At 60.0% G+C, this 21,501-nt stretch carries 18 protein-coding genes and 1 pseudogene; 10 read left to right on the forward strand and 9 right to left on the reverse strand.

What is annotated here, in order from left to right; genetic code table 11:
• Nucleotides 1-133 precede the first annotated feature (133 nt).
• Together metH and ACVWXD_RS12370 are read left to right on the forward strand one after the other, a co-directional pair.
• Entirely contained in the window at nucleotides 134-3,844 is a 3,711-nt protein-coding gene (gene metH / locus ACVWXD_RS12365; protein ID WP_095185926.1) for a methionine synthase, read from the forward strand.
• Between the two features lie 127 nt (nucleotides 3,845-3,971).
• A complete protein-coding gene (locus tag ACVWXD_RS12370) occupies nucleotides 3,972-4,190 on the forward strand; it encodes a DUF2970 domain-containing protein (protein WP_032885836.1) in 219 nt (72 codons plus the stop codon).
• Here the strand turns inward: ACVWXD_RS12370 and ACVWXD_RS12375 are convergent.
• Nucleotides 4,187-5,254 carry an ABC transporter substrate-binding protein gene (locus ACVWXD_RS12375; protein WP_457371074.1) on the reverse strand — a complete coding sequence of 356 codons (1,068 nt, stop codon included), beginning with the start codon at nucleotides 5,252-5,254 and terminating at the stop codon, nucleotides 4,187-4,189. The genes ACVWXD_RS12370 and ACVWXD_RS12375 overlap by 4 nt on opposite strands.
• Before the next feature lie 422 nt (nucleotides 5,255-5,676).
• Here ACVWXD_RS12375 and ACVWXD_RS12380 point away from each other — a divergent pair, with 422 nt between their 5' ends.
• Nucleotides 5,677-7,335: a nitrite/sulfite reductase gene (locus tag ACVWXD_RS12380; protein WP_095185928.1), complete on the forward strand. Its 1,659-nt coding sequence runs from the start codon at nucleotides 5,677-5,679 to the stop codon at nucleotides 7,333-7,335.
• On the forward strand, nucleotides 7,319-7,813 hold the full coding sequence (locus tag ACVWXD_RS12385; RefSeq protein ID WP_032885833.1) for a DUF934 domain-containing protein: 495 nt from the start codon (nucleotides 7,319-7,321) through the stop codon (nucleotides 7,811-7,813). Before ACVWXD_RS12380 ends, ACVWXD_RS12385 begins: the two co-directional genes overlap by 17 nt.
• Nucleotides 7,814-7,854: 41 nt before the next feature.
• On the opposite strand, the gene ACVWXD_RS12390 is transcribed toward ACVWXD_RS12385, so the two are convergent.
• Complete coding sequence (locus ACVWXD_RS12390; protein WP_032885832.1) at nucleotides 7,855-8,259, reverse strand: MerR family transcriptional regulator; 405 nt, start codon at nucleotides 8,257-8,259, stop codon at nucleotides 7,855-7,857.
• A gap of 71 nt (nucleotides 8,260-8,330) precedes the next feature.
• Here ACVWXD_RS12390 and ACVWXD_RS12395 point away from each other — a divergent pair, with 71 nt between their 5' ends.
• Entirely contained in the window at nucleotides 8,331-9,563 is a 1,233-nt protein-coding gene (locus tag ACVWXD_RS12395; RefSeq protein WP_457371075.1) for an NADH:flavin oxidoreductase/NADH oxidase family protein, read from the forward strand.
• Nucleotides 9,564-9,641: 78 nt separating this feature from the next.
• Nucleotides 9,642-11,366, forward strand: a complete 1,725-nt coding sequence (gene poxB / locus ACVWXD_RS12400) for a ubiquinone-dependent pyruvate dehydrogenase (protein WP_032885830.1) — start codon at nucleotides 9,642-9,644, stop codon at nucleotides 11,364-11,366.
• 54 nt (nucleotides 11,367-11,420) lie between these two features.
• Here poxB and ACVWXD_RS12405 read toward each other — a convergent pair whose 3' ends face one another.
• Entirely contained in the window at nucleotides 11,421-11,978 is a 558-nt protein-coding gene (locus ACVWXD_RS12405; protein WP_032885829.1) for an NADPH-dependent FMN reductase, read from the reverse strand.
• Nucleotides 11,979-12,206: 228 nt separating this feature from the next.
• Here ACVWXD_RS12405 and ACVWXD_RS12410 point away from each other — a divergent pair, with 228 nt between their 5' ends.
• Nucleotides 12,207-12,443 carry a hypothetical protein gene (locus ACVWXD_RS12410; RefSeq protein ID WP_032885828.1) on the forward strand — a complete coding sequence of 79 codons (237 nt, stop codon included), beginning with the start codon at nucleotides 12,207-12,209 and terminating at the stop codon, nucleotides 12,441-12,443.
• A gap of 61 nt (nucleotides 12,444-12,504) precedes the next feature.
• Here ACVWXD_RS12410 and ACVWXD_RS12415 read toward each other — a convergent pair whose 3' ends face one another.
• Nucleotides 12,505-12,843 (reverse strand): hypothetical protein, encoded by a 339-nt coding sequence (locus ACVWXD_RS12415; protein WP_122754398.1) that lies wholly within the window; start codon nucleotides 12,841-12,843, stop codon nucleotides 12,505-12,507.
• Nucleotides 12,844-13,023: 180 nt separating this feature from the next.
• Here ACVWXD_RS12415 and ACVWXD_RS12420 point away from each other — a divergent pair, with 180 nt between their 5' ends.
• Complete coding sequence (locus ACVWXD_RS12420; RefSeq protein WP_181644256.1) at nucleotides 13,024-13,917, forward strand: LysR substrate-binding domain-containing protein; 894 nt, start codon at nucleotides 13,024-13,026, stop codon at nucleotides 13,915-13,917.
• On the opposite strand, the gene ACVWXD_RS12425 is transcribed toward ACVWXD_RS12420, so the two are convergent.
• From ACVWXD_RS12425 to ACVWXD_RS12445, 5 genes and pseudogenes are all read right to left on the reverse strand, one after another.
• The gene (locus ACVWXD_RS12425; RefSeq protein WP_032885825.1) at nucleotides 13,914-14,483 is read right to left on the reverse strand and encodes a GNAT family N-acetyltransferase; all 570 of its coding nucleotides are present in this window, start codon (nucleotides 14,481-14,483) and stop codon (nucleotides 13,914-13,916) included. The genes ACVWXD_RS12420 and ACVWXD_RS12425 overlap by 4 nt on opposite strands.
• Before the next feature lie 20 nt (nucleotides 14,484-14,503).
• The gene (locus tag ACVWXD_RS12430) at nucleotides 14,504-16,759 is read right to left on the reverse strand and encodes an Orn/Lys/Arg family decarboxylase (protein WP_032885824.1); all 2,256 of its coding nucleotides are present in this window, start codon (nucleotides 16,757-16,759) and stop codon (nucleotides 14,504-14,506) included.
• 200 nt (nucleotides 16,760-16,959) lie between these two features.
• On the reverse strand, nucleotides 16,960-17,700 hold the full coding sequence (gene dnaQ / locus ACVWXD_RS12435) for a DNA polymerase III subunit epsilon (protein WP_163033241.1): 741 nt from the start codon (nucleotides 17,698-17,700) through the stop codon (nucleotides 16,960-16,962).
• 73 nt (nucleotides 17,701-17,773) lie between these two features.
• The gene (gene rnhA / locus ACVWXD_RS12440) at nucleotides 17,774-18,226 is read right to left on the reverse strand and encodes a ribonuclease HI (RefSeq protein ID WP_017738572.1); all 453 of its coding nucleotides are present in this window, start codon (nucleotides 18,224-18,226) and stop codon (nucleotides 17,774-17,776) included.
• 45 nt (nucleotides 18,227-18,271) lie between these two features.
• Nucleotides 18,272-19,031: pseudogene (locus tag ACVWXD_RS12445) on the reverse strand (class I SAM-dependent methyltransferase).
• A gap of 65 nt (nucleotides 19,032-19,096) precedes the next feature.
• Here ACVWXD_RS12445 and gloB point away from each other — a divergent pair.
• Entirely contained in the window at nucleotides 19,097-19,864 is a 768-nt protein-coding gene (gloB, locus tag ACVWXD_RS12450; RefSeq protein WP_260367264.1) for a hydroxyacylglutathione hydrolase, read from the forward strand.
• 98 nt (nucleotides 19,865-19,962) lie between these two features.
• Nucleotides 19,963-21,372 (forward strand): lytic transglycosylase domain-containing protein, encoded by a 1,410-nt coding sequence (locus tag ACVWXD_RS12455; RefSeq protein WP_032885820.1) that lies wholly within the window; start codon nucleotides 19,963-19,965, stop codon nucleotides 21,370-21,372.
• The last annotated feature ends 129 nt before the right edge of the window (nucleotides 21,373-21,501 follow it).

The raw sequence follows: 21,501 nt of genomic DNA on the forward strand, positions 1-21,501 counted from the left end.
AATTGCCGGTGATTCTACCGGGCCATCGCACCTCACAACGTGAGCGATATTCATGCAAAAGCCGGACATGCCGCAAATCCGCACAGGTTTGCTATGATCCACGCCCTCCGTAATGCCTGACCAGAGTAGTCCCATGTCCGATCGTAGCGCTCGTCTGCAAGCCCTCCACCACGCCCTCAAGGAACGCATCCTGATCCTCGACGGCGGCATGGGCACGATGATCCAGAGCTATAAACTGGAAGAGCACGACTACCGTGGCAAACGCTTTGCCGACTGGCCGAGCGACGTCAAGGGTAACAACGACCTGTTGGTGATTACCCGCCCGGACGTGATCGGCGGCATCGAGAAGGCCTACCTGGATGCCGGCGCCGACATCCTCGAAACCAACACCTTCAACGCCACGCGCATTTCCATGGCCGATTACGGCATGGAAGAGCTGGCCTATGAACTGAACGTCGAAGGCGCACGCCTGGCGCGCAAGATCGCGGACGCCAAGACCGCCGAGAATCCGGACAAGCCACGCTTCGTTGCCGGCGTCCTGGGCCCGACCAGTCGTACCTGCTCGCTGTCGCCCGACGTGAACAACCCCGGCTACCGCAACGTGACCTTCGATGAACTGGTGGAAAACTACACCGAGGCCACCAAAGGCCTGATCGAAGGCGGTGCGGACCTGATCCTGATCGAAACCATCTTTGACACCCTCAACGCCAAGGCCGCGATCTTCGCCGTGCAGGGAGTGTTCGAAGAGCTCGGTATCGAATTGCCGATCATGATCTCCGGCACCATCACCGACGCCTCCGGCCGTACCCTCTCGGGCCAGACCACCGAAGCATTCTGGAACTCGGTCGCCCACGCCAAGCCGATTTCCGTGGGCCTGAACTGCGCCCTGGGTGCCAGCGAGCTGCGCCCGTACCTGGAAGAGTTGTCCAACAAGGCCAACACCCATGTGTCGGCGCACCCGAACGCCGGCCTGCCCAACGAATTCGGCGAGTACGACGAGCTGCCTTCGGAAACCGCCAAAGTCATCGAAGAGTTTGCCCAGAGCGGCTTCCTCAATATCGTCGGCGGCTGCTGCGGCACTACGCCTGGTCATATTGAAGCCATCGCCAAAGCCGTGGCCGGTTATGCGCCGCGCCCGATCCCGGATATTCCCAAGGCCTGCCGCCTGTCGGGCCTGGAGCCGTTCACCATTGATCGCAGCTCGCTGTTCGTCAACGTCGGCGAACGCACCAACATCACCGGCTCCGCACGCTTTGCCCGCTTGATCCGCGAAGACAACTACACCGAAGCCCTGGAAGTCGCCCTGCAGCAGGTGGAAGCCGGCGCCCAGGTGATCGACATCAACATGGACGAAGGCATGCTGGATTCGAAGAAGGCCATGGTGACCTTCCTCAACCTGATCGCCGGCGAGCCGGACATCTCCCGCGTACCGATCATGATCGACTCCTCCAAGTGGGAAGTGATCGAAGCCGGCCTCAAGTGCATCCAGGGCAAGGGCATCGTCAACTCCATCAGCATGAAGGAAGGCGTCGAGCAGTTCATTCACCACGCCAAGCTGTGCAAGCGCTACGGCGCCGCCGTGGTGGTGATGGCGTTCGACGAAGCCGGCCAGGCCGACACCGAAGCGCGCAAGAAAGAAATCTGCAAACGCTCCTACGACATCCTGGTGAATGAGGTCGGCTTCCCGCCGGAAGACATCATCTTCGACCCGAACATTTTTGCGGTCGCCACCGGTATCGAAGAGCACAACAACTATGCCGTCGATTTCATCAACGCCTGTGCCTACATCCGCGACGAGCTGCCGTATGCGCTGACCTCCGGCGGCGTGTCCAACGTGTCGTTCTCGTTCCGTGGCAACAACCCGGTGCGCGAAGCGATTCACTCGGTGTTCCTGCTGTATGCGATCCGCAACGGCCTGACCATGGGTATCGTCAACGCCGGCCAGCTGGAGATCTACGACCAGATCCCGGCCGAGCTGCGCGAAGCCGTTGAAGATGTAGTCCTCAACCGCACCCCGGAAGGCACCGACGCCCTCCTCGCCATCGCCGACAAATACAAGGGCGACGGCAGCGTAAAAGAGGCCGAGACCGAGGAATGGCGCGGTTGGCCGGTGAACAAGCGCCTGGAACACGCGCTGGTCAAGGGCATCACCACCCACATTGTTGAAGACACCGAGGAATCCCGGCAGTCGTTCGCGCGCCCGATCGAAGTGATCGAAGGCCCGCTGATGTCCGGCATGAACATCGTCGGCGACCTGTTCGGCGCGGGCAAAATGTTCCTACCCCAGGTGGTGAAATCCGCCCGTGTGATGAAGCAGGCCGTGGCTCACTTGATCCCGTTCATCGAGCTGGAAAAAGGTGACAAGCCGGAAGCCAAGGGCAAGATCCTGATGGCCACGGTGAAGGGCGACGTGCATGACATCGGCAAAAACATCGTCGGCGTAGTGCTCGGTTGCAACGGTTATGACATCGTCGACCTGGGTGTGATGGTGCCGGCGGAGAAGATCCTGCAGGTGGCCAAGGAGCAGAAGTGCGACATTATCGGGCTGTCCGGCCTGATCACGCCGTCCCTGGACGAGATGGTGCATGTGGCCCGCGAGATGCAGCGTCAGGACTTCCACCTGCCCCTGATGATCGGCGGCGCGACCACCTCCAAGGCGCACACGGCGGTGAAGATCGAGCCTAAGTACAGCAACGACGCGGTGATCTACGTCACCGACGCCTCACGCGCGGTGGGCGTGGCCACGCAGTTGCTGTCCAAGGAGTTGAAAGCCGGCTTCGTCGAGAAGACCCGCCTGGAATACATCGATGTGCGTGAGCGCACCTCCAACCGCAGTGCGCGCACCGAACGCCTGAGCTATCCGGCGGCCATCGCCAAGAAGCCGCAGTTCGACTGGAGCAACTACACACCGGTGGTGCCGACGTTTACCGGTGCCAAGGTGCTGGACAATATCGACCTCAACGTCCTGGCCGAGTACATCGACTGGACTCCGTTCTTTATCTCCTGGGACCTGGCCGGCAAATTCCCACGCATCCTCACCGATGAAGTGGTGGGCGAAGCCGCCACCGCGCTGTACGCCGACGCCCAGGAAATGCTCAAGAAGCTGATCGATGAAAAGCTGATCAGCGCCCGTGCGGTGTTTGGTTTCTGGCCGACCAACCAGGTGCAGGACGATGACCTTGAAGTTTACGGCGACGACGGCCAGCCAATTGCCAAACTGCACCACCTGCGCCAACAGATCATCAAGACCGACGGCAAGCCGAACTTCTCCCTGGCCGACTTCGTCGCGCCTAAAGACAGCGGCGTGACCGACTACATCGGTGGCTTTATCACCACCGCCGGCATCGGCGCCGAAGAAGTGGCCAAGGCCTACCAGGATGCCGGCGACGATTACAACTCGATCATGGTCAAGGCCCTGGCCGACCGTCTGGCCGAAGCCTGCGCCGAGTGGCTGCACCAGCAAGTGCGTAAAGAGCACTGGGGCTACGCCAAGGACGAGCAACTGGACAACGAGGCGCTGATCAAAGAGCAATACAGCGGTATCCGCCCTGCTCCCGGCTACCCGGCGTGCCCGGATCACACCGAGAAAGCCCAGTTGTTCCAATTGCTCGACCCCGAGGCCCGCGAAATGCACGCCGGGCGCAGCGGTGTGTTCCTTACCGAACACTACGCGATGTTCCCGGCGGCGGCGGTCAGCGGCTGGTACTTCGCCCACCCGCAAGCGCAGTACTTTGCCGTGGGCAAGGTCGACAAGGATCAGGTCGCCAGTTACACCGCCCGCAAGGGCCAGGACCTGGCCGTGACCGAGCGCTGGCTGGCGCCGAACCTGGGTTACGACAACTAAGCCCTGACGGAGAAACGTGCCCACGCTCAACGCGGGCATGCAGCCCGTGACACTGCGCGTCGCCTCCCCGAACCCGCCTCGGGCAATCGTCTATGCTATCCCTCACACACCTTGTGTCGAGGGACGTATGGACGATCCAGCCAACTACAAGCCCCCTACCTTCTGGCAGATGCTCCACAGTGTGGTGGCCGCTGCGTTTGGCGTGCAGAGCGGCAAGAATCGGGCCCGCGACTTCACCCATGGCAAGCCCAGCCACTTTGTGATCCTGGGCATCCTGTTTACGGCGGTGTTTGCCTTGACCTTGTTTGGAATCGTCAAGCTGGTGCTGCACCTGGCCGGCGTCTAGCGCAGCAACAGACGTAGGCTGAATGGGTAGCGATAGGACTCGGGCTTGCCCTGGGCTGACAGCACGCGAAAATTCACCGCCGGTGTCGGCCCCATCAAACGCCGCGCCTGGCCGGCATCGATCAATTGGAACAATGTCAACTGCCGGTCGCGCCCGCCGTATGCGCCAATGTCCAGGCCCTTGGCATCATCATGAACCAACACCATGGCCCAGCCGCCGACAGTGAAATGCCCGGCGACCAGGGACGACAAGCGTCCGTCCAGTCGAGCCTGCAAAATCTCCGGCGAGCTGTTGATCGCGCTGAACAGCACGTCCTTACCCGGTAACCGCCCGCTGGCCTGCAGCGCCTGCATGGCGCCCAGCGCCATCTGATCGTTGGCCGACCACACCAGCGCCGTCTGCGGGTAGCGCTTGAACAGTTGCGTCGCTTGCTCGAAGGCGCGCTCGCGGCTCCATTCACCGTAGACCAACTGACGCAGGCGCACCTCGGGATGTTCGGCCAGCGCCCGACGCATGCCCCGCTCACGCAATTGCGCGCCCGGCGTGGTCTTGACGCCGGAAAAGGCCAACAGGTCGAGGGATTGACCGGGCGCAACCGGTCCGTGCTGGCGCAGCAAGTCGCGGAGCATCAGGTAGCCAGCCTCTTCATCGTCAGCGACCAGGCTGCCGATCAAACGGATGCCACTGCGGGTTCCCAGCAAATGCATCTGGTCGGGGGTCAGCGCGCTGTTCACCAACAGCAGCTTGACGCCACTGCCCTCGGCCATGCGCAGGATCTGCGGTGCAACGTATTGCTCATTCACCAGCACCAGGTAATCAGGTCGCTGGTTACCTTGCAGCACATCACGCGCCTGAAGCAGCGTATTGTCGGGATTACGCTCGCCATAACGCACACGCAATTCCAGGCCGAGGTCCTTGGCGGCGGCCTGCATGAATTGCGTGTAGCTGACCCAGAAGGTTTCCGTCGACACGCCCGGATTGAGAAAGACCACCGACGTTGCATGAGCCATCACTCCATACGTCGATCCCAGCAACCAGACACACGTAATCAACACCTTCAACATAGATGCCTGAGCCTCGAAAATAGGCCGCCATGATAGTAGCAATGCCCAACCCAATCGAGGTTCGATCAACCACCTTTATTGGTGGCTTACCCAAAACACGGCAGTTCCCACCACCAGAATGATCAAGAACAGAATGGCCCACGCATCCACGGTACTGTCGGGTTTACGGGCTTTTGTCGGATTGCTCATCGCATCGCCTCTTGTCGGTTTTATAGGTGATTGCACTAAGACTCGCTCACAGTAAAGTTGATGATTGCCCGCATGACAAATGTGGATATCGCGATAACTGTTCTCATTAGTCATTTTGGTTATTTGCATATACTCAAACATCACTTTTGCGCATAAACGCAAACTGGTATCGTGCGCCGGCTCCGTTGGGAGTGCGCGGCCGTGCGCGCAGATTTGCCGAGAACAGGACCTATATGTACGTATACGACGAATACGATCAGCGCATCATCGAGGACCGCGTTAAGCAGTTCCGTGATCAGACCCGACGCTACTTAGCAGGTGAACTGAGCGAAGAAGAGTTCCGCCCTCTGCGCCTGCAAAATGGCCTTTATGTTCAGCGCTTTGCGCCGATGCTGCGGGTGGCCGTGCCCTATGGCCAACTGACTTCGCGCCAGATGCGCATGATGGCCAAGATTGCCCGCGACTTCGACAAAGGCTATGCCCACATCAGTACCCGCCAGAACGTACAGTTCAACTGGCCGGCGCTGGAAGATGTGCCGGACATCCTCGCCGAGCTGGCCACCGTGCAGATGCACGCCATTCAGACCAGCGGTAACTGCCTGCGCAACGTGACCACCGACCAATTCGCCGGTGTTGCCGCCGATGAGTTGATTGACCCACGCCCATGGTGCGAAATCGTCCGTCAATGGACTACCTTCCACCCCGAGTTCGCCTACCTGCCGCGCAAGTTCAAGATCGCCGTCAACGGCTCGACCTCGGACCGCGCCGCCATCGAAGTCCACGACATCGGCCTGGAGCCGGTCTACAACGCCGCTGGCGAGCTGGGCTTCCGTGTGCTGGTGGGTGGCGGCCTGGGCCGTACCCCGGTAGTTGGTGCGTTTATCAACGAGTTCCTGCCGTGGCAAGACTTGCTGAGCTACCTCGACGCCATCCTGCGTGTCTACAACCGCTATGGCCGTCGTGACAACAAGTACAAGGCCCGGATCAAGATCCTGGTCAAGGCGCTGACCCCTGAGGTATTCGCCCAGAAAGTCGATGCCGAGATGGAACACCTGCGCGGCGGCCAGACCACCCTGACCGAAGCCGAAGTGCACCGCGTCGCCAAGCACTTCGTCGACCCCGAGTACAAGGCCCTGAGCAATCAGGACACCGAACTCGCCGCACTCGACCAGCAGCACCCGGGCTTCGCCCGCTGGCGTACGCGCAACACCCTGGCGCACAAAAAGCCGGGCTATGTGGCCGTAACCCTGTCGCTCAAGCCTACCGGTGTTGCCCCAGGTGATATCACCGACAAGCAGCTGGACGCCGTTGCCGACCTGGCCGACCGTTACAGCTTCGGTCAACTGCGCACCTCCCACGAGCAGAACATCATTCTCGCGGATGTGGAGCAAAGCCAACTGTTCACCCTGTGGGGCGAACTGCGCGAAGGCGGTTTCGCCACGCCGAACATTGGCCTGCTGACCGACATCATCTGCTGCCCAGGCGGCGATTTCTGCTCCCTGGCCAACGCCAAGTCGATCCCGATTGCCGAATCGATCCAGCGCCGTTTCGACGACCTGGACTACCTGTTCGACATCGGCGAGCTGGACCTGAACATTTCCGGTTGCATGAACGCCTGTGGTCACCACCACGTCGGCCACATCGGCATCCTGGGCGTGGACAAGAAAGGCGAAGAATTCTACCAAGTGTCCCTGGGTGGCAGCGCCAGCCGCGATGCGAGCCTGGGCAAGATCCTCGGCCCGTCCTTCGCCCAGGAAGCCATGCCCGAGGTGATCGGCAAACTGATCGATGTGTACATCGAACAGCGCACCGAAGATGAGCGTTTCATCGACACCTACCAGCGCATCGGCATTGACCTGTTCAAGGAGCGCGTCTATGCAGCGAATCATTAAGAACAACGAAGTCCTCGACGAAACCTGGCACCTGCTGCCCAAGGACGCGAGCTTCGACGGCATCTCCAACTGCGACGACCTGATCGTGCCGCTGGCCCTGTGGCGCGAGCATGGCCACGCGCTCAAGGCCCGCGACGGCGGCCTGGGTGTGTGGCTGGACGCCGATGAAGAAGCCGAAGAGATCGGTCCTGATGTGGAACACTTCCAGGTCATCGCCCTGAATTTCCCGGCCTTCACCGACGGTCGCAACTACTCCAACGCACGCTTGCTGCGTGACCGTTATGGTTACAAAGGTGAGCTGCGGGCGATCGGCGATGTGCTGCGCGACCAGTTGTTCTACCTGCGCCGTTGCGGGTTCGATGCCTTCGCGCTGCGCGCAGACAAAGACCCGTACGAAGCATTGGAAAGCCTCAAGGACTTCTCGGTGACGTACCAGGCTGCAACCGATGAGCCGTTGCCGCTGTTTCGCCGGCGCTAAGTCTGCGGACATGAAAAAGCCCTGGCATGCCAGGGCTTTTTTTATGGTTGAAGTTTTATCGACGCCAGCACCTGCTTCTGCCCCATGGAGCATGGCACGCCTTCCGGCTGCGCCCGCACGGCCTCGATCACGCCCAGCAACTGCGCTTTGCTGTGGGCCAATTGCGCTTGCATCACTTCGATCTGTGCCACTTTGCGCTCCAGGGCCTCGATCAACTCGTCGCGCTTGTGCTCTCCAGGCGCGGGCATCAGCGCCTTGAGTTCCTGCAAGGTAAACCCAGCCTGCTGCGCACTCTGAATCAATTGCAGAGTCTGCAAGGCCTCTGGCGCATAACGCCGGTATCCGTTGGACTGGCGTCCGACCTGACTGATCAACCCTTCGCTCTCGTAAAAACGAATGCGTGAAGCGGCCAGACCGCTCTGTTTTGCCAGCTCACCAATATTCATCACAACGCCTGCTTGACATTAAAGTTAACTTTAAGCTTAGCCTGAGCCCTCCCCCGCTCAGGAGTCAACTCATGTCACCTTTTGAAGCCCTGCAACTGCCCAACGGCCAAATCATCGCCAATCGCATCGCCAAGGCTGCGATGGAAGAGAACATGGCCGATATCAACCAAGCGCCATCCCGCGAATTGAAGCAGTTGTACAAGGCCTGGGCAGATGGCGAACCCGGCCTGCTGCTGACCGGCAATGTGATGATCGACCGCCACGCCATGACCGGCCCCGGCGGCGTGGTCCTGGAAAACGAGGAGCACCTGGACAGCTTTCGCGAATGGGCCGATGTAGCCCGTAACAAGGGCGTGCACTTCTGGATGCAGCTCAGCCATCCAGGGCGCCAGACCATGGCCAATCTCGGCCAACAAGCCTTGGCACCGTCTGCCATTGCGCTGGACCTGGGCAGCTTTTCCAAGATGTTCGCCACACCAAAAGCGATGACCGAAGACGATATTCAGGACGTGATCCGGCGCTTCGCAACCAGCGCACGCCTGGCCGAGAAAGCTGGCTTTACCGGGGTGCAGATCCACGGCGCCCACGGCTATTTGCTGAGTCAATTTCTCTCGCCCTTGAGCAACCACCGCAGCGACCGTTGGGGCGGCTCGCTGGAAAATCGCGCGCGCCTGTTGCTGGAAGTGATTCACGCCGTGCGCGCCAGTGTCAGCTCGTCGTTTTGCGTGGCGGTCAAACTCAACTCGGCGGATTTCCAGCGTGGCGGCTTCGATGAAACCGATGCGCGCGCGGTGGTCGAAATGCTCAACCCGTTGCCCATCGACTTGTTGGAATTGTCCGGTGGCAGCTACGAGGCGCCCGCCATGCAAGGCGAAGCGCGGGATGGTCGCACCCTGGCCCGTGAGGCGTATTTCCTAGAATTTGCCGCAGAAATGGCCAGCGTCGCCACCATGCCCGTGATGGTCACCGGTGGCATTCGCCGACTGCCTATCGTGAAGCAGGTACTGGACAGCGGCATCGCCATGGCCGGTATCGCCACCGCCCTGACCCTGGAACCACAATTGATCAAGCATTGGCGCGAAGGACGCGACCTCAACCCGCAACTCAAACCGATCGATTGGAAGCGCAAGCCTCTGGCCTCACTCGCTACGCTCGCCGTGGTGCGCGACCAGATGCGCCGCCTCAGCCGTGGTCGTTTGCCCAACCCCAAGGTTATCCCCTGGCTGGCCCTGGCGTGTGACCAATGGTTTATCGCTCGGCGCACTCGGCAGTACCGTGCGGCCATGACGCAATCTTCACATTAAAGACGGAGCATTCGCCGTGATCGAGCTGTCCCCTATTGATCAGCAGTTTTTTAACCTCACTGACGATTGGAGTGCTTCATGGCGAAAATCAACCTGGCCCAGCAACTGGCGACCACCCTTGAACAGGCGGGCATCAAGCGCATTTGGGGCCTGACCGGCGACAGCCTCAACGGCCTCACCGACGCCTTACGCACCATGGACAGCATTGAGTGGATGCATGTGCGCCACGAAGAAGTCGCCGCGTTTGCCGCCGGTGCCGAAGCAGCAGCCACCGGCGAGTTGACGGTGTGCGCAGGCAGCTGCGGGCCGGGCAATCTGCACTTGATCAATGGTCTGTTCGACTGCCATCGCAACCATGTGCCAGTGCTGGCGATTGCCGCGCAGATTCCGTCTTCGGAAATTGGCTTGAACTACTTCCAGGAGACCCATCCGCAGGAACTGTTCAAGGAATGCAGCCACTTCATCGAGCTAGTCACCAACCCCGCGCAGATGCCCCAAGTGCTGCACCGCGCCATGCGCTCGGCGATCCTCAATCGCGGCGTAGCAGTGGTGGTGATTCCGGGGGATGTGTCGCTGCTGGAAGTCGAAGACACCCTCAAGCCGTGGCCGGCCCTGCACGCGCCACGCACACTGCCTGCGGAAGCCGATCTGCTGCACTTGAGCGAGATCCTCAAGGACAGTGAAAAAGTCACGCTGCTGTGTGGCAGCGGCTGTGCGGGCGCCCATGCGCAAGTGGTGGCCCTGGCCGATACGCTGGGTGCGCCGGTGGTGCACGCCCTGCGCGGCAAAGAACATGTGGAATGGGATAACCCGTTTGATGTGGGCATGACTGGCCTGATCGGCTTCAGCTCCGGTTACCACGCCATGCTCGACTGCGACACGCTGATCATGCTCGGCACGGACTTTCCATATCGCCAGTTCTACCCTACGGACGCAAAAATCATCCAGGTCGACCGCAACCCACAGGCATTGGGTCGTCGCGCTACCTTGGACTTGGGCATCGCCGCAGATGTGGGCGAAACCATCGACGCCCTCCTTCCGCGCTTGACCCGCAAGACGGATCGCAGCTTCCTTGAGACTTCATTGAAGCATTACGTGAAAGCCCGCCAGGGGCTCGATGACCTTGCGCAACCTTCAAAAGCCAACCGGCCGATCCATCCGCAATACGTCGCGCGATTGCTCAGTGAGCTGGCCGACGATGATGCGATCTTTACCGCCGATGTCGGTTCGCCCACGGTCTGGGCGGCGCGCTACCTGAAGATGAACGGTAAACGCCGCCTGATCGGCTCGTTCAACCACGGCTCCATGGCCAACGCCATGCCCCAGGCCATTGGCGCGCAGGCAGCATTCCCGGGGCGGCAAGTGATTTCGATGTCCGGCGATGGCGGGTTCGCCATGTTGATGGGGGATTTCATCTCGCTGGCGCAGCTGAAGTTGCCGGTGAAAGTCATCGTGTTTGATAACTCGTCACTGGGGTTCGTCGCCATGGAGATGAAGGCGGCGGGTTATCTGGACGCGGGCACCGAACTGAAAAACCCGGATTTCGCGGCGATGTCCAATGCCATGGGTATCCTGGGCATTCGTGTGGAGCAGTCCGAAGACCTGGAGCCGGCCCTGCGCCGCGCCCTGGCCCACGATGGCCCGGTGCTGGTGGACGTGGTGACTGCCACCCAGGAACTGGTGATGCCACCGAGCATCAAGCTGGAACAGGCCAAGGGGTTTAGCTTGTACATGCTCAAGGCGGTGATGAGTGGGCGTGGCGATGAGGTAATCGAGCTGGCGCGGACCAACTGGCTGCGCTGATCTAAGCATGTGGGAGGGGGCAACCCCCTTCCCACGCTTTAAGCTATTGCCAACTCAAGCCGTTTGTTTTTCTACCCACTGGCCGTAGGCATCGATAAACGCCTGCAAAAACGGCTTGGTCTTTTCCGACACTTTGCCCGACTCATCAAACACACTGCCCGCCCCACCCAGGTAGGCTTCGGGCTGCTGCATGCACCATACATCCAGGAACACCAGGGACTGACGCAGATGGTGGTTGGCGCCAAAGCCTCCGATAGCACCAGGCGACACACTGATGATCGCACCCGGCTTGCCGCTCCAGGCGCTTTGCCCATAAGGACGGGAACCCACATCAATCGCGTTCTTCAACGGGGCCGGCACCGAGCGGTTGTATTCCGGGGTCACGAACAGCACCGCGTCGGATGAACTCACCTGTTTGCGGAAAGTACTGTAGGCTGCCGGCGGTGAATCAGCGTCGATGTCTTCGTTGTAGAGCGGCAAATCGCCAATTTCGACGATGTTCAACTTCAGATTGGCTGGGGCCAGTTCGGCCAATGCCAACGCGACCTTGCGGTTGATCGACTGTTTTCTCAAGCTGCCAACCAGGACGGCAATCGTGTAGACCTTGCTCATTGAGGTTTTCCCGATGTCTGACTAAAGGAGCTTGTAGTTATAGAGGCTTCACGACAGGTTCACCAGAAGGTTTTGAGAATCCTCCAGACGTTTGCCTCGCACCTCTCTGCGTAGGAAGCGTCGTAAAATCCCAGCGAATAGTATTTTTTTTCCGCAGGCAAACTACCCCTCTTTATTACGGTCTACAGAACCGCAAATCGAGTGTTTATCTCCAGAGGTTCTAAACAGATGGCAGCAGTACTTGTCGGACAGTTCCATGCCAGAGACGCGGAAGGCCGCGTTTATTCCGTGCATGAGTTCCAGGAATCCAACCCGGCGCAAGGCGACCTGGCTGGCTCGGCGCCCACCACAACCTACAAGCTGGCCATTGGCGACCGTGTAGAAAAACTGGAAGGCGATGAGTTCAAACTGATCCAGTCGGGCATCATTATTGTCCGCGAATCGCAAACCACCCTCGCTTCATAAGATCTCGCCTTGATGACCTGCTCAGTCCTGGCCATTGCTGGCGTTGACTGGGCTGGGGTGATCAGGGGCTGCGGATTTCCGTCACTTCGATGCCCTGCTCGCCTTGCTTGAGCGTCACCAGCAAGTGCCCCCGCTCCCCTTCCACGGCGTACATCGAGCGCGTGTAGCCCGACGTGTTGTACGCGGGATACGCCTCCACCTGCCTGATCAAGGTCACCCCCAACACCGCCCCCACCTGTTCGCCGACCTGTTCCTGGGCACGGATAAACGCTTCGAGCGCCAGGCTTTCCGGTGTGTTGTTGTCGTGATTATTGAGGAGATAAGCCGCCGCGCACCCCACGGTCACCAGAACCATGAGTTGCTTGGCCGTTACCCCGAAGAACGTCGAGGGAATAGGCATTCGAGACCAGACCTGTTTTTTTTGTAGTGCCGGTACCCGGCTTTGGTCGTTGATGATCAGACGAGCCATTTTAGTAAGGTCGTGGCTGAACGCCAGTGGCATAGGCGACTTGCACCGTCTTTTTTGCGCACGACCGCTTGCACCATTGAAACCCCACCACACTGCACATAGACTCCGGCCATGCGTTTACGTCATATCGAAGTGATTCAGGCCATCTTGCAGACCGGACACCTCGGCACGGCCGCCGAATGGTTGCAACTCCCCGTGGGCGATGTGGACGCGGCGCTGAAGGAAGCCGAGCAGCAACTGGGGTTTATGCTGTTTGCCAGCGTGCGCGGGCGCTTGCAGGCAACACGGGAAACCCTCGAACTGCAGGCAGAAATCGCCCATATATACGAAGCGCTGGAACCGGTGCAACGCCTGGCCAGCCGTTTGAAACACCATCACGCCCCGCCCTTGCGTGCGCTCTGTACCCCGCCCCTGGCCAATCAACTGCTACCGCAAAGTATCGCGGTGCTGCGTCGACGCTTTCAGGACACCCCGTGCAACCTATCAAGCCAGCCCACAAGGGAGATCGTCAGGAGCCTGTTGCTGCATGAGGCCGATGTCGGCTTGAGCCTGCATGACCCGGAACACCCGCAAATCGTCAGCACCGTGCTGGCTCAAGGCAAACTGCAGTTGCTGGCGCCCTACGGCTGGCTCAAGCCCAAGCAGAAGTACATTGCACTACAGGACCTGGCCGGCCAGTCGATGATCGGGTTGGAGGGGCAAGACCCGCTCAGCCGCCTGCTGGACGCCAAGCTGCAAGCCCTACGGCCGCTTCCGGTGGTGCAGACACGGGTGCAGACCTACCAGATGATGCGCAGCATGGTAGAAGCGGGAGAAGGCTTGGCGATTGTCGACCCCTTCACTGCGTTTGGCGCGCAAGAGGCCGGACTGGATGCGTGCCCGGTGTCGCCGCCGATGATGGTCAGCCTGTACGCGCTGACCCTCAAGGATGGCGTGGCCTCTCCAGCGATGAATGCATTGCTGGAAATTGTCACGCAGAAGGCTGAAAGCCTGCTGCTGAGTTAAGCCTTGTCGACTTCGGCCTTGAACAGCCGATACCAGAAAATCGCCACTTCGCGAGTTTGCGGGTCAATGCCGCGATAGCGCAGGTGGTCGATCCCGCCCATCACATAGCCGCATCGCTCATAGAGGCGGCAGGCGCCGAGGTTGTTGTTCTGGGTTTCGAGCATCATGCCCGGCAGGTTTTTCTTGCGGCTCCAGAACTGCGCTACATCCAGTAATGCCTTCGCTACACCGTGCCGCCGCGCCGGCAAGACCACCGCCAGTTCATCCACATGGGCGAAGCCATTCCAGTTGGTGCTGACCACGACATGCCCCACCGGTCGATCGTCCAGATAGGCCATGAAGATCGCACTGTCTGGGGCATCGCGGAAACTGGCGAACTCCTCAGGATCAATCCCATAACATTTGCGGTACGGCAGGATACGCTCCAGCGGCCATTGATCGACGCGCTTGCCCATCTCCGGCACGCTGTAGGCGCTGACCTCGAAACTGAAGTCATTGCCCCACACGTAGGCATCAAAACCTTCGTCGGCGACTCGCACACTGAGCCCTGGATACTTCGGGTTCATTACAGCTTGCATAAACATCCTTAACCCTTGATGCAGTCGACGGTGTAACAACGACCACTGCCGTCATCTTCGTGTTGTAACCCGTGAACATCGGCAAAAAAACCGGGAAAACTGCTATCGAACGTACGGGCAAATGCCAGGTAGTCGATGATCGAGCGGGTGCTCTCGGTAAAGCGCTCGCCGGGCATGATCAACGGAATACCAGGCGGATACGGCACCAGCATCACGGCTGCGACGCGTCCTGGCAAGGCATCAATCGACACTGCTTCCACTTCACCCCTTACCAATTGGTCGTAGGCGTGCGCCGGTTTCATCGCAATCTCCGGTAGTACGGTGTACATGCGCTTGAGGTGTTTGGCGGTGGCGTTGCTGCGGTAACAGCTGTGCAATTGGTCGCACAGGTCGCGCAAACCCAGGCCCTGATAACGCGCCGGCCCTTGGGCAAACACCGAGGGCAAACAACTGGCCAGGCTGACATTCGCGTCGTAGCTGCGTTTGAATTCCAACAACTCGGTGAGCAACGTACTCCATTTGCCTTTGGTGATGCCCATGGAAAACAACACGAGGAAGGAATACAACCCGGTCTTCTCCACCACCAACCCGCGCTCCCAGAGGAACTTACTGACCACGGCGGCAGGGATCCCACAATCGCTCAAGGCACCGCCTGCATTGAGACCGGGCATGACCAGCGTCACTTTGATCGGGTCCAACAACACATAATCTTCGGCCACATCCCCAAAGCCATGCCAGTCATCCTGCGGCTGCAACAGCCAGTCCTCCGTGGCGACGCGGTCGATGCCCGCCACCGACGGCGGCTGCCAGATCGAGAACCACCAATCTTCAGCGGCGATATGCTGGCGGAGGTTAGCCAGCGCGCGGCGAAAACTTAGGGCTTCGTCGAACATTTCCTGGAGCAACGAACGCCCGGCAGGGCCTTCCATCATCGCCGAAGCCACGTCCAGCGACGCGATGATGCTGTACTGAGGCGAGGTGGAGATGTGCATCATGAACGCTTCGTTGAAACGGTCACGGTCCAACTGACGGGCGCCGCCGTCCTGTACATGGATCATCGAGGCCTGGCTGAACGCGGCCAACAACTTGTGAGTGGAGTGAGTGGTGAACACCAGTGGGCTGTCCGGAGTGCGCGAGGTGCCCATGCCATAGCGCCCGGCAAAGAATTCGTGGAACGCCGCGTAAGCGTACCAGGCTTCGTCAAAGTGCAGCACCTCGACGCTGTTGCCCAATTGCTGCTTGATCAGCTCGGCGTTGTAGCACAGGCCGTCATAGGTGGAGTTGGTGACCACGGCCAACTTCACTTTCGCTGGCCGGCCACGGGTCAACGGGCTGGCGTCGATCTTGGCGCGGATCGACTCGGGGCTGAATTCACTCAGGGGGATCGGGCCGATAATGCCCAGCTCGTTGCGCTCCGGGCACAGGTACAGCGGGATAGCGCCGGTCATGATGATCGAGTGCAATACCGACTTGTGGCAGTTGCGGTCCACCAGCACCAAATCATCGCGGGCGACCATCGAGTGCCAGACAATCTTGTTGGCGGTGGAAGTGCCGTTGATCACAAAGAAGGTGTGGTCAGCGCCAAAATTACGGGCAGCACGAGCCTCTGCTTCGGCCAGGGGGCCAGTGTGGTCCAGCAGCGAGCCCAATTCGGGCACAGAGACCGACAAATCCGAACGCAGGGTGTTTTCCCCAAAGAACTGATGAAATGCCTGCCCCACCGGGCTTTTGCGGTAGGCCACGCCACCGCCATGGCCGGGGGTGTGCCAGGAATAATTTGAATCAGCGGTGTGCTGCACCAAGGCCTTGAAGAATGGCGGCAACAGGCCATCTAGGTAGGTGCGCGCAGCGCGGGCCACTTGCCGGGCCAGGAATGGCACGGTGTCTTCGAACAGATAAAGGATGCCACGCAGTTGATTGAGCTCGCTCATGGCATCGGCCGGGGCGTTTTCCAGGGTGACTTGCTCGCCCAAGGCAAAGATCGGCAGGTTCGGTGCCCGTACCCGCGCCAAGCGAATCAGCTCAACCATGTTTTGCAGCAGATGGGTATTTTCGCCAGCGCCTTCGGCGGCGATCAACATGCAGGCCAAGCCGTGATGGGTAGACGCCACTAGCCGACCTTCGGCGTAGTCCACGGCGGAAAAAACACTGAAGCCCTCTTGCTCCAACTCCCTGGCAATGCCGCGGACCCGGTCGCCGGCAACGGTGTCGGCCTTGATGTCGCGGTGCACGATAAGGATAGGGAACTTCAGGTCTTTGTACATGAGGGCGTGGAGTCCTGAGGGCTATGCACTCAGGGTAGAAGCTGGGAAGCGATGACGCGAATGAAGATTTTGAAAGCTATGCAGATCAACTGTGGGAGGTGGCTTTCTCCCGATCACGGTGTGTCAGCTAATAGTTGATTGGCTGATCCACCGCCATCGGGGCGAGCCCCCTCGCACAGGTTGATCGGACCCACGCAGGGCTATTGTTGTGTCAACTGGGTCCACAGCGCCGGCGCGCCCGCCGACTTGGCAATCGCTTCCAGGCGTTGCGCATGCTCGACCATGTCCTGCTCGCTGGCGCGGAGAATGGTGGTCGGCTTGCGATCTGCCGGCAGACGCCGGATTTCCGAAGGACGATTGCCCGAGCCTTCCGCAGAGCCGCTGCCATCGGAAGCATTGCCGGCCAGGGACAGGCTGGTCTGCCCGCCGGTCATGGTCAGGTAGACGTCGGCGAGAATCTCGGAGTCAAGCAAGGCGCCGTGGAGTTCTCGGCCGGAGTTGTCGACGCCATACCGCTTGCACAACGCATCCAGGCTGTTGCGCTGGCCAGGGTGACGCTCCCGGGCCATCATCAAGGTGTCGAGGATCGAGCAGTGCTGGGAAATATCCGCGCGATCCGTCTGCCCCATGAGGGCAAATTCGTTGTTGATGAAGCCGACGTCGAACGCCGCGTTATGGATGATCAACTGGGCGCCGTTGATGAATTCGAAGAACTCATCGGCCACCTCGGCAAAACGCGGTTTGCCCTTGAGGAACTCGTCGGTGATGCCGTGGACGCCGATGGCGCCTTCGTCACTGTCGCGGTCCGGTTGCAGGTAGACGTGGAAGTGACGCCCGGTGAGGCGCCGACCCATGAGTTCGACACAGCCGATTTCAATGATCCGGTGGCCGTCAGTCACCGGCATGCCGGTGGTTTCGGTATCGAGTACAACAGATCGGATGGCCATCAGGGTTCAGCTCTCAACGGGGTGGTGGTGTGCGTCAAAGGGCGGGATGTTAACACGTCAGACGGCATCAGCTTTGCTTGTAGCCCCGCACTTCATCCACGCCACGGTTGGCCAACTGGTCGGCACGCTCGTTGCCGGGGTGGCCGATGTGACCACGTACCCACTTCCAAGTGATGTCATGGCGATTGCATTGCTCATCGAGCAGTTGCCATAGGTCGGCATTCTTGACCGGTTCTTTGGCGGCGGTCTTCCAACCGCGCTTTTTCCAGTTGACCATCCACTCGTTGATGCCCTTCATCACGTACTGCGAGTCGGTCACCAGCAGTACGTTGCAACGGCGCTTGAGTTCTTCAAGGCCGCGAATCGCGCCCATCAATTCCATGCGGTTGTTGGTGGTGTTGGCTTCGCCGCCCCACAGTTCCTTCTCGACGCCCTTGCACACCAGCAACGCGCCCCAGCCGCCGGGGCCTGGGTTGCCCTTGCAGGCGCCATCGGTGAAGAGTTCTACGGTATCGGTCATCGGTTACATCCATCAAAACAGGCGGGATCTGAAATCAAAAAGGGTTTACGGTTCGCTTTGCTTGCGATTGACCTTGGCCATCGGCATCGGCACCAGCTTGCCCATGGGCTGGCGGGGCACCTGGCGCACTGGCCGCAGCCCGACCACAATCTTGCGCGCTACTAATAAATAGAAGCCGCCGCCCGACAGTTGCCAGGCACCCGCGCGGCGTTCCCAGCCGGCCAGGCGCGCCTGCACACTTGGTCGAGGCAAGCGGCGGACGATAGCACCCGAAGCGGCGTTTCTCCAGCGCGAAGCCCAGCAGGTTCAACCAGTCCGCCACCCGCGACGGCGAGATGCAGCGCGCCTGGCGAAGGCCATCATGAGCGAACACATGGCGCAGCCCCCAACTGCTCCAGGGGTTGATACCAACAATCAGCAAATGGCCACCAGGGCGCACGCTGCTCGCCGCCTCGCGCAGCAACCCGTGAGGCGACAGGCAGAAATCCAGACCATGCTGCAACACCACCACATCGGCAGCGTGCTCGCTCAACGGCCAGGCCTGTTCCTCACAAACGATCTCTACGCCCGGCAACGGCGCACCCAGGCGCACATTGCGCTGCACCTGCGGCGCAGAGGGCGGCGTCTGTGCCGAGGGACCGTAATGCACGAGGTAGCCACCAAAGAAACGACCCAACTCGTCTTCGAGCATGCGCCGTTCTTCATCCAGCAAAAATTGCCCGATGGGCCCGGACAACCATTCGCGGGCCGCGCCGATCAGGGCCAGCCACTCAGGATCGGCCTGGGCGAACGCTTTATCAGTCATTGCATTCTCCAACTCGCCTAGACGTTCTAAGATGCACCAATGTGTTCAGCTTGGCGAATCGAAGAATGATACAGATCAGTGCTCTGCCCGCCTTCACCGATAACTACATATGGTTGCTACAGGACCCGCATACCCAACGTTGCGCGGTGGTCGATCCCGGCGATGCCGCTCCGGTACTGGCCTGGCTTACGCAACATCCGGAGTGGACCCTGAGCGACATCCTGATCACCCACCATCACCATGATCACGTGGGTGGCGTCGAGCAACTCAAGCGCGTGACCGAAGCCAAGGTCTACGGACCGGCCAACGAGCAGATCCCGGCGCGGGACGTCGCCCTGCAGGATAACGATTGCATCAACGTGCTCGGCTGGGACTTTGACATCTATACCGTGCCAGGCCACACCCTCGGCCACATCGCCTTCTATCACCAGGGCGTACTGTTCTGTGGCGACACCCTGTTCGCCGCCGGCTGCGGCCGCCTGTTCGAAGGCACGCCGGAGCAGATGCACACTTCCCTTGAGCGCCTGGCCGCACTGCCCGCCGACACGCTGGTGTACTGCACCCACGAATACACACAAAGTAACCTCAAGTTCGCCCAGGCAGTGGAACCGGACAACGCTGATATCGCCGAACGGGTGGAAATCGTCCGCCAACTCCGGGCCCGTGGTGAGATAACACTGCCCTCCAACCTGGCATTGGAAAAACGCACTAACCCTTTTCTGCGTACTTCTGAAACATCCGTTAAACAAAAAGCGGACGAACGGAATGGCCGCGACAACCGCTCTGGGGCCGAGGTGTTTGCTAGCTTGAGGGCTTGGAAAGATAAGTTCTAAGACGATGCAATCTGATACGTAATTTCTGAATGGTTGACCGGAACCAAAGTGCTTTCTAGAATCGCCCGACATTTTTGCCCGGAACTTACTTCCAGCCAATGTCGTCATCTATTCGTAAATCCAACCATTCAGACGCATTGACCCGCCTGGCTCAAGCTGTGGCGGTGGCTGTGTCCGCAACGCTGGCGGGCTGCCAATCGACCAATTTCACTGCACAATCCACCGTGCAACCCAAGCCCAACCTTACCGCCAAAATCAAACAGAAACCCGTCATCTGGCTTTCAGAAAAGCCTGCTCCCGAAGTACCGCAGGATGTCTGGGAACGCATGCGACGGGGCTTTCAATTGCAGGACAACGTTGGCGTTAACCCGCGCATCGAGCAACAGCGCCTTTGGTTCGCCAGCAACCCGTCCTTCCTGGAGAACGCCGGCGAACGCGGCAGTCTCTACATTCATTACATCGTCGAACGCCTTGAAGAACGCAACATGCCCCTGGAGCTGGCGCTGCTGCCAGTGATCGAAAGTGCCTACAACCCAATGGCCTATTCGCGCAGCGATGCCGTCGGCTTGTGGCAGTTCATCCCCTCCACCGGGCGCTACTTCAACCTGCGCCAGACCCGCGCCTATGATGGCCGCCGCGACATTACCGCCTCCACCACCGCCGCCCTGGACTACCTGACCCGTCTGCACGACATGTTCAACGGCGACTGGCTGCTGGCGCTGGCAGCCTATAACGCCGGCGAAGGCACGGTGAGCCGGGCGATCGAGCGCAACGAGAAGCTCGGTCTGCCCACCGACTACTGGAACTTGCCCCTGCCCCAGGAAACCAAGGATTACGTGCCCAAGTTCCTGGCGCTGTCCCAGGTGGTGCTGGCCCCTGAGGCCTACGGCGTCAACCTGAACCCGATTGCCAACACGCCTTACTTCGAAGTGGTAGAAGTCAAACAGAGCATGGACCTGTCACGGGTCGCTGCGCTGGCTGAAATCGATGAAGACGAGCTGTTCCAGCTCAACCCGGCCCTCAAACAACGCACCACCCTGGATGGCCCGCAGCATCTGTTGGTACCGAGTTCCAAGGCGCAGTTGCTGACCAGCACCCTTTCGACGATGAAGCCTGAAGAACTACTGGCGATGCGCCCGAAGAAACAGGTCTTCGACGAAGTTGAGACCGCACGGGTTGCCGGCCGCAGCCGAAGCTACAAGGTGCGCAGCGGCGACAACCTCACGCTGATCGCCAAGGCCAACAAGGTCGATGTGCATGACCTGCAACGCTGGAACAAGCTTAACGGCCAGGCCCTCAAGGTTGGCCAGACCCTGGTGATGCAGGACACCCGCCGCGCAGTAGCCAGCAGCAAGAAGCCGGTGCAGTACAAGGTCAAGAAAGGCGACTCGCTGTACATCGTCGCCAAGCGTTTCAACGTCGAGATGCAACATCTCAAGCGTTGGAACCCGCGTACTGGCCAAGCGTTGAAGCCGGGGCAGATGCTGGTAGTTTCCGGGCCGCGCTAAGGCTTTCAGAACACTGTAGAACCAATGTGGGAGGGGGCTTGCCCCCGATATCGGTGGATCAGCCAATGAATCTGGTGGCTGACAAACTGCTATCGGGGGCAAGCCCCCTCCTACACTGAATCTCCAGTG

Source organism: Pseudomonas sp. TE3911, from assembly GCF_054062775.1.

Excerpts from the sequence above, each read along its gene's own strand:
- metH (WP_095185926.1), top strand. The coding sequence starts at position 134 with ATGTCCGATCGTAGCGCTCGTCTGCAAGCCCTCCACCACGCCCTCAAG.
- ACVWXD_RS12370 (WP_032885836.1), top strand. The coding sequence starts at position 3,972 with ATGGACGATCCAGCCAACTACAAGCCCCCTACCTTCTGGCAGATGCTC.
- ACVWXD_RS12375 (WP_457371074.1), bottom strand. The coding sequence starts at position 5,254 with ATGTTGAAGGTGTTGATTACGTGTGTCTGGTTGCTGGGATCGACGTAT.
- ACVWXD_RS12380 (WP_095185928.1), top strand. The coding sequence starts at position 5,677 with ATGTACGTATACGACGAATACGATCAGCGCATCATCGAGGACCGCGTT.
- ACVWXD_RS12385 (WP_032885833.1), top strand. The coding sequence starts at position 7,319 with ATGCAGCGAATCATTAAGAACAACGAAGTCCTCGACGAAACCTGGCAC.
- ACVWXD_RS12390 (WP_032885832.1), bottom strand. The coding sequence starts at position 8,259 with ATGAATATTGGTGAGCTGGCAAAACAGAGCGGTCTGGCCGCTTCACGC.
- ACVWXD_RS12395 (WP_457371075.1), top strand. The coding sequence starts at position 8,331 with ATGTCACCTTTTGAAGCCCTGCAACTGCCCAACGGCCAAATCATCGCC.
- poxB (WP_032885830.1), top strand. The coding sequence starts at position 9,642 with ATGGCGAAAATCAACCTGGCCCAGCAACTGGCGACCACCCTTGAACAG.
- ACVWXD_RS12405 (WP_032885829.1), bottom strand. The coding sequence starts at position 11,978 with ATGAGCAAGGTCTACACGATTGCCGTCCTGGTTGGCAGCTTGAGAAAA.
- ACVWXD_RS12410 (WP_032885828.1), top strand. The coding sequence starts at position 12,207 with ATGGCAGCAGTACTTGTCGGACAGTTCCATGCCAGAGACGCGGAAGGC.
- ACVWXD_RS12415 (WP_122754398.1), bottom strand. The coding sequence starts at position 12,843 with ATGCCTATTCCCTCGACGTTCTTCGGGGTAACGGCCAAGCAACTCATG.
- ACVWXD_RS12420 (WP_181644256.1), top strand. The coding sequence starts at position 13,024 with ATGCGTTTACGTCATATCGAAGTGATTCAGGCCATCTTGCAGACCGGA.
- ACVWXD_RS12425 (WP_032885825.1), bottom strand. The coding sequence starts at position 14,483 with ATGAACCCGAAGTATCCAGGGCTCAGTGTGCGAGTCGCCGACGAAGGT.
- ACVWXD_RS12430 (WP_032885824.1), bottom strand. The coding sequence starts at position 16,759 with ATGTACAAAGACCTGAAGTTCCCTATCCTTATCGTGCACCGCGACATC.
- rnhA (WP_017738572.1), bottom strand. The coding sequence starts at position 18,226 with ATGACCGATACCGTAGAACTCTTCACCGATGGCGCCTGCAAGGGCAAC.
- gloB (WP_260367264.1), top strand. The coding sequence starts at position 19,097 with ATGATACAGATCAGTGCTCTGCCCGCCTTCACCGATAACTACATATGG.
- ACVWXD_RS12455 (WP_032885820.1), top strand. The coding sequence starts at position 19,963 with ATGTCGTCATCTATTCGTAAATCCAACCATTCAGACGCATTGACCCGC.